Source organism: Campylobacter sp. VBCF_01 NA2, from assembly GCF_027797205.1.
Classification (GTDB): domain Bacteria; phylum Campylobacterota; class Campylobacteria; order Campylobacterales; family Campylobacteraceae; genus Campylobacter_B.
In genome coordinates this window covers 1,497,544-1,510,502 of sequence record NZ_CP115607.1, presented here as the reverse complement: position 1 = coordinate 1,510,502, position 12,959 = coordinate 1,497,544, and the positions used below count along the sequence as shown (strand labels likewise).

Genomic DNA, 12,959 nt, shown 5'->3' with positions numbered 1-12,959 from the left:
AGCATAAATGGAAAAACAAATTGATTGGCTTGATGAAAAATTAAGCGACAATTCTATTTTTGAAATCGAGAGAGAGAGAGAGAGAGTAGCTGGCTTCGATTATGACGCGCTTAGAATTCGGTTAAGCGGTGAGCTAGAAATAGCAATAACTGAATTAAACGAATTAAAAGATAAACTATCGCAAGGCGATAGTGCAAAGTTGCTCGAACTTTGCAAAGAAAATGCAATCAATACAATCACTTCACAATTTGGACTTGCTAGTCTTGTAATATCCAGCAAAGACGGCGGTAGCGTAACAACAACCCATAATTTCAAACAAGGTATAACGGCAAACGACGAAGATAGAAAAAAATACGAAGAATGGGAAAACAATAAAGAAAAGATATGGAGCAAAAAAGGTAAAGGTTTGCGAAAAGATAGGGGTTACGATAATGGTTTAGATAAAATGAAAAACGAACTATTTGCAAATAACGATACGATTGATTGCGAGTATGGAAGCGGTAAAATTTCGAGAAACGATACAAATATCGACCATATTGTCTCAGCTCACGAAATAGAATTTGACCCAGCACTAAATTTATATATGACACCAGAGCAAAGAGCCAAAATAGCTACAAACAAGATAAATCTAGCTGCCGTAAAAAATAGCCCAAATCAGTCAAAAGGCAATAAAAAAATGAAAGATTGGATAAAACAAAAACGAAATGATGACGGCAAAACAAACGCGGAACACTTTGGCTTGGATGAAAAGGTTGCACTCGAAAAAGATAAAGAGGCTCGTAAATTCGTAAATATGGAAAAATTCAAAGCCCAAGTCAAAAAAGACGGAAAAGAACTTGCTATAACAGGTGGAAAAGATGCTGTTAAAATGGCTGTGTATTCTGTGTTTGCGCTCATACTTAGGGAATTTATCGAAGCTACAATCGATGAAATAAAAATAACGCTTAAAAATTTTGGCGATGAGAGTTTTTCTGAAATTTCGAAGCGTTTCAAAACTCGTCTTGGCGAAATTTGGGAAAATATCAAAGCCAAATGGAAAGATATATTAAAAGGCTCACTTGAAGGTGCTATAACGGCATTTTTTTCAAATTTGCTAGTCTTTGCAATCAATCTCGTTACTACAACGCTCAAAAAAATAGTCAGCATAATTAGAGCCGGTTTTGTTTCGCTAGTTCAGGCTATTAAAATGATAGTAAATCCGCCAGAAAATGTAGATAAAGACGATGTTTATTATGAAGCTTTTAAAATTTTGATTACAGGCATTATAGGCGGGGCTTCGCTTGGGCTTTCTGCTGGGATCGACTCGCTTTTAGCAAGTGTGCCGGGGCTAAATGCCATAATGGCTCTGCCTTTGCCTTTTTCGGAGCATGGCACAGTAGGTAGTGCCCTTTCGGTAACAATAAGTGCGTTACTTGGCGGACTTTTAACTACTATCGTGCTTTATTATATGGATAAATTTCGTTCAAACGCTAAACAATCAAAACTCAAATTTCAGTTAATGGCAAAAAGTGGTGAAGTGGTTCAGCTTAGCATAGCACAAAGCTGGTTTGTCTTAGGCGATGGGTATAAGACGCTATTAGATAGCACACTTCACTCCAAGCAAACACTTGAAACAGCCAAAGAAAGGATAAGACAAAGCGACGAAAAAACTTCAAATAAAATAAAATCAAATTTTGATGAGATTAATAATGCTCTTAGTGAGTTAGAAAATTTATAAATAAGGATAAAAAATGGAAAACAACAAAGCGGTTACTATAATAGAACAGGCTATAAAAAACGGGGTAAGCAATGATGAGATACAAGCCAAAGTTAATGAATTTATAGAGCAAAATATCTTTGCAAAATTGCATAATATAGATGAAAAATTAGATGAAATTCGTTCTTTATCTAGGCGCAGTAAAGATACCGGTGGGTTTTTTAGATTTATTGGAAATAAAGCTACATTTGGCATAATGGATGATGGTAGTAAAAAAAGAGACGAGTTACTTGCTGATATGAACGAGCTAAATGCAGAAGCAACTCGCGAGTTAGCCAATATAGTGCAAAGCTCTATTGGGCTTACTTGTGGTTCTATAAAATATACAGAGTATATGATAGATACAATGGGCGGTATGCTAACTGATGGTTTTACGACGCGCGATGGTAGAATTTTAGAACTCAGCGAACAATCTAAACAAAGCGTTATAAGTATCATTGAGAGTAGCAAGAAACATGTTGCTAGATTAAAAGCTAATGAAGAAAAAATTGAGGATACAAGAAAACAAGTGTTTCAAAATTCAAAACGCCTTGATGAAAAAGATATGCTTGATGATAAACAGAGTAAAGATATAAGAGCAAATGCCATAAATATCAGCTCAAATAAAACAAGACTTGATGAAAAAGATAGCCTAGACACCGAACAAAGCAGGCAAATAGCCAAGCTCGAAAGCGAAATATCTAAGCTTAAAAACAATGGTTTGATAAGCATAGTTTCGTTAATTGTTTCAGTTTTAGCTCTTGGTATTGCGATTTTTATGCTTCTAGGCGGTAAAATTTAAAATTTTAGTTTGATTGAAAAAATTTAAATTTTCAAAATTTAGCCTAATTTTTAAAAATTTTATTTTTTTCCAAACCTCACCACCTTGGGATTTGCAAAATTTTCACCACAGAATTTGCGCTTAAATTTTGCTCTGCGATTAGAAGGGCAGAATTTGGGCCAAAATTATTCAAAATCGCGCTAGATCCTTGCTTTTTACCCGCAGTAGAGATAAAAATTTGCCCATTTTGGACGCTGATATCGCCAAGTGCAAACTCCAAAAACGGCGATTTTTTCGCATAATCGTTGCTTAAAATCGCGCTACTCTCGCACCCGTCATCAAGCCCAAATTTCGCGCTCAAAAACGCACGCAAAAACAAAAACCCAGTAACAATGCTAGAAAGCGGAAATCCAGGCAGCGCGAAGATAAATTTCTCGCCAAATTTGGCGATTTTTACATGGCGCCCCGGTTTTATGGCGATTTTATCGACTAGGATTTCGAAATTCTCCCTCACCAAAGCCTTCATAAAATCATAATCCCCCATGCTCACTCCGCCACTTGTAATTACGATATCAGCGCGCGTGAGTGCGCCAAAGAGCGCGCTTTTTAGGGCGTCTTTATCGTCGCTGATGATTTGCTCGCTCACCACTTCAAACCCCATTGCACGCGCCAAATTTAAAAGCGCGAAGTTGTTTGAGCTATAAATTTGCGCCTCGTTTTCTAAGCTCTCGCCCGGGCGTTTGATTTCGCTTCCAGTGGCGATTATAGCGACTTTTGGGCGCGCAAACACTGCCACACTAGCCATGCCAAGCTCAGCCAAAAGCGCAATGCTTGCAAAATTTAGCCGTGAGTTTGCGCTTAGTAAAACCTCGCCCTTTTCGTAGCTCTCACCGATTTTTCGCACGGCAAAGCCAGCAGGCACAGGATTGTCGATTATGATTTCATCGTCGCAGACACTGACATTTTCCACAGGCACGAGAGTATCCGCACCCTCCGCCATAATCGCTCCTGTGAAGGTTTTGACGCACTCGCCAGATTTCGGGGAAGACATTGGCATGCTTCCAGCAGGAGTTTGCGAGATGACCTTAAATTTCGCCCCGCACGCCAAATTTGCGCTATTTAGTGCGTATCCGTCCATGGAGGCGGTAGGGTGCGCTGGCTTGGCAAATGGTGCGCGAATTTCATCGGCTAAAATTCTCCCCAAAGCCTCGTTTAGGGGCAAAATTTCGCTCTTTTTCTCGGGCGCGACGCTGGCTTTAAACCTCGCAACCGCGCTTTGCAAACTCTCAAACTGCATCGGTGGCTCCTAGCAAATTTTTAATCTCTTCTGTGCTTATGATTTTTGAGTTGTATTTGACGACGAAATTCTCGCCGTTTTCGTAAATTTCGACAATCCCAGCCTGTCCGCTAATGGCGCTAAAATCGAAATTTAGTGCTTTATCAAAATATAAATTTTTAAAAATTTTCGGATTTGGCAGTGATAAAATCATCGCAAACCACACCGCCCCAAGCACTGCCACGACTAGCCCGATACCCAAAATACCGACCCAGCCATACGCCACTCCGCCACACACGCCCCCGATAAAACTGCCAAAAAACCCAAACGAAGTGAAAATTCCAAGTGCTTCGCCGCGGTTTGCGGTTTTGGCGAATTTCGACGCAAGGCTCTGCATAATGGGCTCGTGCGCGTTAAATCCGGCGAAAAATATAATCACGCCAAAAATAAAAAAATAAGGGTTGTTTGCAAAAGCAAAAATCAAATACGAAACAATAAAAAATAAAATTCCAAGAAGCAAAATTTGCTTTGAAAGTCCGCGTTTTTCGCCAATTGCGCCACTTGCGCCCATAGCCAAAAAGCCAAAAATCATAGCTATGCCATAGACTTTGATAAATTCGTCTTGCGCAAAGCCAAATTTAGAGTGAAGCATTATGGGGATTAGGAAAAATGCGGTCGTCATAAAGGCTTTTTGGAAAAAATTGCTTAAATTTAGCAAGGATAAATTTTTATCTCGCAAAAGCGCGAGTGAGGATTTTTTGGGCATTTTGGAGCGAATTTTGGGTTCAGCTGGCACGAGAGAAAAAAGCAAAATCAGGCAAAAAATCGTCAAAATGACACTTAGCCAAAAAAGGCTTGCCAGCCCAAATTTCGCGCTCAAAACCGGGCTTAAAATCATCGCCGCGCCAAAGGCACAGCCTATCATCGCGCCCATTATCGCCATTGCCTTGCCTCTGTTTTCTTCCGTGGTAAAATCGCTAATCAGCGCCGTAGCCACAGCTCCGATAGCCCCACAACCCTGCACAAATCGCCCCAAAATCATAGTGTAAATGTCGCTAGCAAAGGCGCAAAACACAGATCCTGCGATAAAAATCACAAGTCCGATTGCGATAGTGTTTTTGCGCCCGATTTTATCGCTAAGCGCGCCAAATGGGGTCTGCAAGAGCATTTGCATAATCGCATACACGCCGATTAAAACGCCGACTAGTTTTTCATTGGCACCGCGAAGCTCCAAAGCATAGTAGCTAAGCACCGGAAGCAGGATAAAAAGCCCAAAAAAGCGGGTCGCTGCGATAAAACTAAGTGGCAAAATTGTATTTAACATCGAAAGCCTTAAAGATTATTTTTGTCCGTGATTGTAGCTAAAATTTTGTCAAATTTGGATAAAATAAGCGTTTTTACGCAAGGATTTGATATGAAAATTTTAGTAGCCACTGGCAACAAAGATAAGCTCAACGAGATTAGAGAATTTTTCAAAAATGACGAAATTTACGGGCTTGGCGAGGTTTTGGAGCCTTTTGAAATCATTGAAGACGGCAAGAGTTTCAAAGAAAATGCGCTGATAAAGGTGCGCGCGGTCTATGAGAGGCTACTAGCGCGAGACCTGCACCGCGAATATCTCGTGATGAGCGATGATAGCGGGATTTGCGTGGATATTTTAGGTGGCGCGCCTGGGATTTATTCGGCCAGATTTAGTGGCGAGGGCGCGACGGACGCTAGCAATCGCGCGAAACTAGCTAGCGAGCTAATCGCGCGTGGCGTGCATAGCTCAGGGGCGCACTATGTGGCTGCAATCGCGCTGAAATCGCACTTTGGTGAATACTGCACGCACGGATTTATGCACGGCGAAGTGATTTGCGAAGAGCGCGGGGAAAATGGGTTTGGGTATGATTTTATGTTTATTCCGCGTCGCTACGAAGAGCTTGGAGATGGCGATTTGGGCAAAACCATAGGCGAGCTTCCAGCGCGGATTAAGGGCGAAATTTCGCACCGCTCACGAGGTTTGAGCTTGATGAAAATTTTGATAAACTCTTTTAAAAACATCTGATTTATAAAATTTAAAATTTCAGTATCACAGATACTGACCGAGATTTTATAAAAGGATTAAATTTGGAAAACAGAAATTTCAAAAACGATATTTTTAATAAAAATAAGAATTTGAGGGATTATGACAAAGAACCGATTGAATTATACGATTATGAAGTTTTACATAATGCTGTCATTTTGCTTGTCCCATTTTTATTTGGCGTTTCTATACCAACAAATATCAATGCAATATTTGATAACGAAGACATTATTGATATAATTTTTGTAAATGCAATAATATTTGGTATGGTATTGTTGATTTTTCTTGCTGTATTTATATTTAATAAACCTTCTAAGAATAAAATTTTAATAAAAAATTCCGTTGTTGAATTTTATGAAAAAACTATTTTTTTTAATAATTCAGAATTAAAAAGAATTGTGGAATTAAAAGATATTAAAGAAAATATTTATAAGCCTTTTACTGTTTATTCTATACGCAATGAAAATTATAAAGTAAAATTTGGTATTTTTGCTATATGTGCTCTGATTATGTCTATTAGTATGTCTTTTTTGTGGTTTTTAGGATTTTTAATATTTGGCTTGTTTGGCTTTATATTGGCAAATTTTATTCTTTATATAATCATTGGTAAAAAAGGTGATAGATTTTTTACAATCTTTCCAAAAATAGCACTATCTGAGCCATATTTTATACCGTATAGTGCTGGTAATTTTTTACCACAATACTATTCTTTAATAATTTGTAACCACAGTAAATATAGCGAAGTTAAAGAATATTTTTTAAATTTACACAACATAAACATTGATAATGTTGAAAAAATCTATTTTTAAAGGAGATTGCTATGAGTAATTCAAGCAAAAGAGTGTCAAAAGCAGAAGTTGAGCTAAACAAAGCAGAAGCTAGACTTTTAACAAAGAAAAACTTTGAGTTTTTTGTGTTGTGTCGCTTGCAAATTCGCCATAAATAAAATTCTTTCTAAATTTTAAATTTTTAAGCTAAATTTCATTGACAAAATTTTAAAAATTATATATAATCAAGTTTCCTTTTTCAATCCACATCATTTATCGGAGCGTAGCGCAGTCTGGTAGCGCATCTGGTTTGGGACCAGAGGGTCGAAGGTTCGAATCCTTTCGCTCCGACCATTGTGGTGAGTTTAGCTCAGTTGGTTAGAGCATCAGATTGTGGTCCTGAGGGTCGTGGGTTCGATTCCCACAATTCACCCCACTTTCGCGCTCGTAGCTCAATTGGATAGAGCAACAGACTTCGGATCTGTAGGTTGAAGGTTCGACTCCTTTCGGGCGTACCACTGATTTGTTTTTTATGCGCTCATAGCTCAGCTGGATAGAGCAACGGCCTTCTAAGCCGTAGGCCTCAGGTTCGAATCCTGATGGGCGTACCATTTAAGCTAGCATTAAGAGCTTTTGGCTATAATGCGCTTTCTTTTTTGCGGATGTGGTGAAATTGGCAGACACGCCAGACTTAGGATCTGGTGCTTTACGGCGTGAAGGTTCAAGTCCTTTCATCCGCACCATTTAATACTCGTTCCGGATTAGCTCAGCGGTAGAGTAGGCGGCTGTTAACCGCTTGGTCGCTGGTTCGAATCCAGCATCCGGAGCCACTTTATCTTATGAAATCCCCATTTTATCGTAGTTTGTGAAGTTTAAGGAAACTAATTGACCCCTAATTTGACCCTTTTAAAAAATTTATTTCCGCTCACGCATAATATTATTAAAATTTGCATTTAAAATTTGGATAAGAAATAAAATTGAAATACTTGAAGCTAAGGCTTGATTAAATGGTGGTCCCGATTGGACTCGAACCAACGACTTCCACCATGTCAAGGTGACACTCTACCAACTGAGTTACGGGGCCAAAAATAAGAGTTTGCATTATAGCAAAAAAAGCTAATATAAAATTTAAAAAATGTAAAATTTAAACAAATTTGCCAAAATTTTTAAATTTTGTGCCAAATTTTGCGCCAAATTTTCCAAATTTAGCGCAAAAACTCATTTGCATACGCTCGCACGCTTCGGTCGATTTCGATTAGGGCATGCGCGTCTGGCGTGTTTGGCGAGTGAAATTTCTCTACCGATTTTAGCACTACGCGCGAAATATCGCTAAATCTCGCCCGCCCTTCTAAAAACGCATAAACGCCAACTTCGTTTGCCGCATTTATCACCACGCCAAAATTCGGATTATCCAAAAGCGCGTCTTTGAGCCCAAAAATAGGGTATTTTAGCGTGTCGATTGGAGCGAATTTGATCGGTCTTAAATCCAGCAAATTCACGGGCTTTACGATTTGCTCGCTAATCGCGCCCTCTAAAACCGCGTGCGCTATGGCTAGGCGCATGTCAGTCTCACTAATGTGCGCTGTGGTCGAGCCATCTATAAACTCGACTAGGGCGTGGATTTGCGATGTGCGCTCGATCACGGCGTCGATATTTTTCGTGCCGTATAGCCAAAACGCCTCGATTACCTCGAAAAGCTTGTTTGCCATGCTTGCGCTATCTATTGTGATTTTTGCGCCCATTTGCCAGTTTGGGTGCCTTAGCGCGTCTTTGGCACTCACACTTCCAAGCTCGGTTAGTGGGGTATCGTAAAACGCCCCACCGCTGGCTGTTATGATTAGCCTAGAAATAGGGGTTTTTGCGTTTTGGATTAGAAATTTTAGCCCGAAATGCTCGCTGTCAATGGCGTGAATTTTTGAAATATCAAGGAATTTCCCGCCCACGACTAGGCTTTCTTTATTTGCTAGGCATAGCGTTTTGCCAAGTTCTTGCGTTTTTAGGCTAGGGAGCATGCCAGCAAAGCCCACTAGGGCATTTACGACGGTGCTAGATTTGCACTCTTCGAGCATTGCCAAAATCCCCTCCATACCGACAAAAACCTTGTCGTGTTTGACGGCTGATTTTAGGCTCTCTTCGCCGATAGCGACGAATTTAGGGTGAAATTTAGCAATCTGCTCGTTTAGCAAACTCACATTTTTCCCGCACGCCAAAGCCTCGATTAAAATTCCCTTTTTGTGCGCGATATCTAGGGTGTTTGTGCCAATCGAGCCGGTGGAGCCTAGCACTACCATGAATACACGACCACCATAGCCACTGCGCCAAACATATACCCGTCAATGCGGTCTAGCACGCCGCCGTGTCCTGGGAATAAGCTGCCGCTGTCTTTGACGCCTGCGCTTCGTTTGAGATAGCTTTCAAACAGATCGCCAAAAATGCCAAAAATTACGATAACTATGGTTTTGCATAAAATTTCAAGCGGCGGCAGGTTTGTGAAAATACGCGCGTAAATGAAGCTTGTGATAAATGCAAAAATAATTCCGCCGATAATGCCTTCAATGGTTTTGTTTGGCGAGCTAGGGCTAAATGGGGTTTTGCCAAAGCTTTTGCCAGCGAAATACGCACCGCTATCGCAGGCGATTATGGTGATGATAAGCCAGACGAAGTGGAAAATCCCCAAATCATCATAAACCGCCCACATTAGGCAAATCGGAGCGAAAGGATAGATAAAAGGCAGGATAATTTTCGCGTTTTCAAGCTTTTTAAAAGCCACAATCGAAGCCGCCACGACTACCGAGGCGATACAGACTTTAACCGCGCTGATAAATGGCTCGTCGTCTTGGGCAAACGGAATTAGCGCGAAAAATGCGAGCGCAAGGGCTAGCCATTTAAGGCTGACATTTTTTAGCCCATAGAGCTTGTAGCTCTCCAAAAGCCCTATGCTAAGCATTATGGCAAATACGAAAAAGTTGATAAATCTGCTATTTATCAGGATTAAAACAGAAAAAACGGCGAGCAAAATTCCGCCAGTTACTAATCTTTGTTTCATAAAATTTCCTTAGATTTGATTTCGCGAGATTATATAAAATTTCGCCTTATCACGGCTTTAAAACGCCGATAGTTTTATAATCCACATAATGCACAAACGAGCCTTTTACGGGGCTTACATTTAGGCGTTTGGTGTAATCAACGAGGTAGTTTCCAGCCTCTTTGACGCTAAAATTTACGCAAATTTTAGCAGCAAAATTTGCGATTTCTTCGCTTAAATTTTGTTTGTTTGTTCTCACGATGACATGCGCGCTAGCTCGGTCTTTTAGGTGAAACCAAAAGTCGTTTTTGGCGCTGTTTTTTAGCAAAAATTCGTTGCCTTTTTCATTTTTGCCCACACTGATTTTAAACTCGCCGATATAAAAGCTCTGCACGAATTCGGCGTTTTTTTCCTTCAAATTCGCGCTAATTCGCTTTTTGGGGAGCAAAATTTCAAGCTCTTCGACGCTTTTTGCGTTTGCGATTAAATTTTTCAAATTTTCGTAAAATTCAATTTTTTCGTTTAAATTTGCGATTTGGATATGCGAATTTGCGGCTTTTTGGCGCAATTTTTTTGCTTCGTTAAAAAATTCGTTCATTGCGATTTTTGGCGGATTTTCTAGGTGAAATTCCACGCTTTCGCCGTTTTCGTCATTTAGGCAAAATTCCCTTTGCCAGTCGCTTAAATTATACAAATTCGCCGATAATACCTGCCCGAGATTCGCCAAATTTTCGGCTTTTGATAAAAGTTCGCTCTCTTTTGGCACGGCATTTAAATTTGCATGCAAAATTTCGATTTTTTTATCAATTTGGGTTAATTTTGAATTTCGAATTTGGGCCAAATTTGCCAAATTTAGTTTTTTAAACTCGCCCACGAAAAATTCATCGAAATTCTCTATTTTTTCTACATCTTTTTCTTTGATTTTATATGGCGGAAGTGGCGCCAAAACCCGCCCTACGCGCACGCTTCGCACATCGTTATCTAGGTGCCTGAGCGCTTCTAGGATTATGCCGTTTCCATCAGTTATTATCACATTTGTAAATCGCCCTGTAAATTCGAAGTATAAATTTGTGATAAACGCCTTGTAGCTGGCTTTTAGCTCAGTTTTGATATGCAAAATTCTATTATTTTCCACTACGCAAATTTGCAAAATTTTCGATTTTACAAGCCGTTTAGCCAAAACCCCGTCAAATGGGGCTTTGTAAATTTTATTTTCCACGAAAGAGCCGTTTTTGTGGATATTGCACGCGGTTTTATTCATATCAAAAAACAGCTCATAGCTATCAAAGCTAAGCTTAAAAAGATTGTCGCCGACGCGCTTTATGTGGCTTAGAGTTTTGAAATTTTGCAAAAATTCGCAAATTTGGATTAGGTGTTGGTATTTCATAACCTAAAATTTCTCTTTGTGAATTTTGCTAAATTCTAGCTTTTCTAGCTCGTGTGGAGCGGGCGTGGAGATTAGATTTCCAAGTGATAAAATCGCTAAGGCTCTGTAATTCCCCTTAAAACCCAAAATTTCGCGCAGGTATTCCTCGCTGCTCGCGCCATTTTGCGCCTCGCGCAGTCTGCATTGTATCCAACAGCTCCCCACGCCTAGCGCACTCGCGCACAGGTGCATGTAGGCCATAGCGATAGAGGCGTCCTCGATCCAGACATCTTGCACGCTTTCATTGGCGATTACGACCACAGCGGCATTTGCACCTTTTAGCATATCGGCTGCGCCCGTGCGCGCAAGGCTTAGTTTGGCGAGGTTTGCTTTATCTTTGACTACGATAAACTCCCAAGATTTCCTTGCATGTCCGCTAGGGCTTAGCAAACCAGCCTTTAAGATTGTGTCTAAAATTTCATCGCTAATCTCGCCAGGAGCGTATTTTCGCACACTGCGCCTGGCTTTTAAAATCTCTAAAATTTCCATGATTTTTCCTTTCCAAAAGCAAAATTATACCTTTTATTATAAAGTTTTATGGTTAGATTTGATAGAATTTAGCCCAAATTTTTTAAGGACAGGTTATGAAACAGACAATCACAGAAAAAATTTTTAGCGAACATGTAGGCGAAGTGGTCAGCGCAGGGCAAATAGTAGAAAGCAAAATCGATATGGTTATCGGCAACGACATCACAACGCCGATTTCGATAAAGCAGTTTGAGCTAAGCGGCGCAAAAGCTTTGGCAAATCCAGACGGCTTTGCGATTGTGATGGATCACTATATCCCTACAAAGGACATTTTAAGCGCAAATCAAGCCAAAATTTCACGCGAATTTGCCTACAAACACAACCTAAAAAACTATTTTGACGAAAAAGATATGGGAATAGAACACGCCCTAATGCCTGAAAAAGGGCTAGTTGTGCCGGGTGATGTCATCATCGGAGCGGACAGCCACACCTGCACGCACGGCGCACTTGGTGCGTTTTCTACCGGCATGGGAAGCACGGATTTGGCTTATGCGATGATTACGGGCAAAAACTGGTTTAAGGTGCCAGAAAGCATAAAAGTCATCTTCAAAGGCAAACCGGGTGCGCACATTTACGGCAAGGATTTGATACTTGAAGTAATCCGCCAAATCGGCGTTGATGGCGCACGCTACAAAGCGCTAGAATTTGTTGGCGAGGCGATTGCGCACCTTGATATGGATAGTAGATTTTCGCTTTGTAATATGGCAATCGAGGCTGGCGGAAAGAGCGGAATCGTCGCGTGCGATGAGGTAACAAAAGAATTTTTGGCTGGGCGAACGCTACGAAGCGAGCCGAAATTTCACTACTCAGACGAGGGGGCAAACTACGAGCGCGTCCTAGAAATCGACACGGCAAATTTAGACCCGGTTATTGCTTATCCTTTCTTGCCAAGCAACGGCAAAAGCGTTCGTCAAGCCGTAAAAGATGACCTAGCAGTAGATCAAGCATTTATCGGAAGTTGCACAAACGGACGACTTAGCGACCTACGAATTGCTGCTGGGATTTTAAAAGGCAAAAGGGTCGCTAAAAAAACAAGGCTTATCATCACACCTGCAACGCAAAAAATCGCCCGTGCAGCGTGGGCAGAAGGGCTAATGGATATTTTCATCGACGCAGGAGCCGTTGTGAGTAACCCAACCTGTGGAGCGTGCCTTGGCGGATATATGGGTATTTTGGGCGATGGAGAGAGATGCGTGAGCACGACAAATCGCAATTTCGTAGGCCGCATGGGCGATCGCACAAGCGAAGTTTATCTAGCAAACTCAGCCGTCGCAGCAGCTAGCGCAATCGCTGGTAAAATCGCGGATCCTAGGGATTTATAACCTAAAATTTTGCCATTTTTTAATGGCAAAATTT

At 40.8% G+C, this 12,959-nt stretch carries 12 protein-coding genes and 7 tRNA genes; 12 read left to right on the top strand and 7 right to left on the bottom strand.

Annotation, left to right across the window (positions count from 1 at the left end; all coding sequences use genetic code 11):
- The first annotated feature begins 7 nt into the window (after positions 1–7).
- Together PF027_RS07695 and PF027_RS07690 are read left to right on the top strand one after the other, a co-directional pair.
- On the top strand, positions 8–1,717 hold the full coding sequence (locus PF027_RS07695; RefSeq protein WP_270876296.1) for a hypothetical protein: 1,710 nt from the start codon (positions 8–10) through the stop codon (positions 1,715–1,717).
- 13 nt (positions 1,718–1,730) lie between these two features.
- The gene (locus PF027_RS07690; protein WP_270865681.1) at positions 1,731–2,537 is read left to right on the top strand and encodes a hypothetical protein; all 807 of its coding nucleotides are present in this window, start codon (positions 1,731–1,733) and stop codon (positions 2,535–2,537) included.
- Between the two features lie 76 nt (positions 2,538–2,613).
- On the opposite strand, the gene PF027_RS07685 is transcribed toward PF027_RS07690, so the two are convergent.
- Both PF027_RS07685 and PF027_RS07680 read right to left on the bottom strand, forming a co-directional pair.
- Complete coding sequence (locus PF027_RS07685; RefSeq protein WP_270872569.1) at positions 2,614–3,813, bottom strand: molybdopterin molybdotransferase MoeA; 1,200 nt, start codon at positions 3,811–3,813, stop codon at positions 2,614–2,616.
- Positions 3,803–5,116 carry an MFS transporter gene (locus PF027_RS07680; RefSeq protein ID WP_270872568.1) on the bottom strand — a complete coding sequence of 438 codons (1,314 nt, stop codon included), beginning with the start codon at positions 5,114–5,116 and terminating at the stop codon, positions 3,803–3,805. The genes PF027_RS07685 and PF027_RS07680 overlap by 11 nt, the downstream gene beginning before the upstream one ends.
- 90 nt (positions 5,117–5,206) lie before the next feature.
- On the opposite strand from PF027_RS07680, the gene PF027_RS07675 reads away from it, so the two are divergent.
- From PF027_RS07675 to PF027_RS07635, 9 genes are all read left to right on the top strand, one after another.
- Complete coding sequence (locus tag PF027_RS07675; protein WP_270872567.1) at positions 5,207–5,839, top strand: non-canonical purine NTP pyrophosphatase; 633 nt, start codon at positions 5,207–5,209, stop codon at positions 5,837–5,839.
- Positions 5,840–5,901: 62 nt separating this feature from the next.
- Positions 5,902–6,666, top strand: a complete 765-nt coding sequence (locus PF027_RS07670; protein WP_270872566.1) for a hypothetical protein — start codon at positions 5,902–5,904, stop codon at positions 6,664–6,666.
- 11 nt (positions 6,667–6,677) lie between these two features.
- Positions 6,678–6,803: a hypothetical protein gene (locus PF027_RS07665; RefSeq protein ID WP_270872565.1), complete on the top strand. Its 126-nt coding sequence runs from the start codon at positions 6,678–6,680 to the stop codon at positions 6,801–6,803.
- Positions 6,804–6,901: 98 nt separating this feature from the next.
- Positions 6,902–6,978: transfer RNA gene (locus PF027_RS07660), tRNA-Pro, on the top strand.
- A 5-nt stretch (positions 6,979–6,983) separates the two neighbouring features.
- Positions 6,984–7,060 (top strand) — tRNA-His (locus PF027_RS07655).
- 5 nt (positions 7,061–7,065) lie between these two features.
- Positions 7,066–7,142, top strand: a tRNA-Arg gene (locus tag PF027_RS07650).
- A gap of 16 nt (positions 7,143–7,158) precedes the next feature.
- Positions 7,159–7,235 (top strand) — tRNA-Arg (locus tag PF027_RS07645).
- A 47-nt stretch (positions 7,236–7,282) separates the two neighbouring features.
- Positions 7,283–7,367: transfer RNA gene (locus PF027_RS07640), tRNA-Leu, on the top strand.
- Between the two features lie 12 nt (positions 7,368–7,379).
- Positions 7,380–7,454, top strand: a tRNA-Asn gene (locus PF027_RS07635).
- 178 nt (positions 7,455–7,632) lie between these two features.
- Here the strand turns inward: PF027_RS07635 and PF027_RS07630 are convergent.
- From PF027_RS07630 to PF027_RS07610, 5 genes are all read right to left on the bottom strand, one after another.
- Positions 7,633–7,708 (bottom strand) — tRNA-Val (locus PF027_RS07630).
- Between the two features lie 121 nt (positions 7,709–7,829).
- Complete coding sequence (gene dxr / locus PF027_RS07625) at positions 7,830–8,915, bottom strand: 1-deoxy-D-xylulose-5-phosphate reductoisomerase (protein WP_270872564.1); 1,086 nt, start codon at positions 8,913–8,915, stop codon at positions 7,830–7,832.
- Positions 8,909–9,670, bottom strand: coding sequence for a phosphatidate cytidylyltransferase (locus tag PF027_RS07620; protein ID WP_270872563.1), 762 nt, complete (start codon positions 9,668–9,670; stop codon positions 8,909–8,911). Before PF027_RS07620 ends, dxr begins: the two co-directional genes overlap by 7 nt.
- A gap of 49 nt (positions 9,671–9,719) precedes the next feature.
- Entirely contained in the window at positions 9,720–11,036 is a 1,317-nt protein-coding gene (locus tag PF027_RS07615) for an NFACT RNA binding domain-containing protein (protein WP_270872562.1), read from the bottom strand.
- A gap of 3 nt (positions 11,037–11,039) precedes the next feature.
- Positions 11,040–11,564, bottom strand: a complete 525-nt coding sequence (locus tag PF027_RS07610) for a nitroreductase family protein (RefSeq protein ID WP_270872561.1) — start codon at positions 11,562–11,564, stop codon at positions 11,040–11,042.
- A gap of 95 nt (positions 11,565–11,659) precedes the next feature.
- On the opposite strand from PF027_RS07610, the gene PF027_RS07605 reads away from it, so the two are divergent.
- The gene (locus PF027_RS07605) at positions 11,660–12,925 is read left to right on the top strand and encodes a 3-isopropylmalate dehydratase large subunit (protein ID WP_270872560.1); all 1,266 of its coding nucleotides are present in this window, start codon (positions 11,660–11,662) and stop codon (positions 12,923–12,925) included.
- Positions 12,926–12,959: the final 34 nt, after the last annotated feature.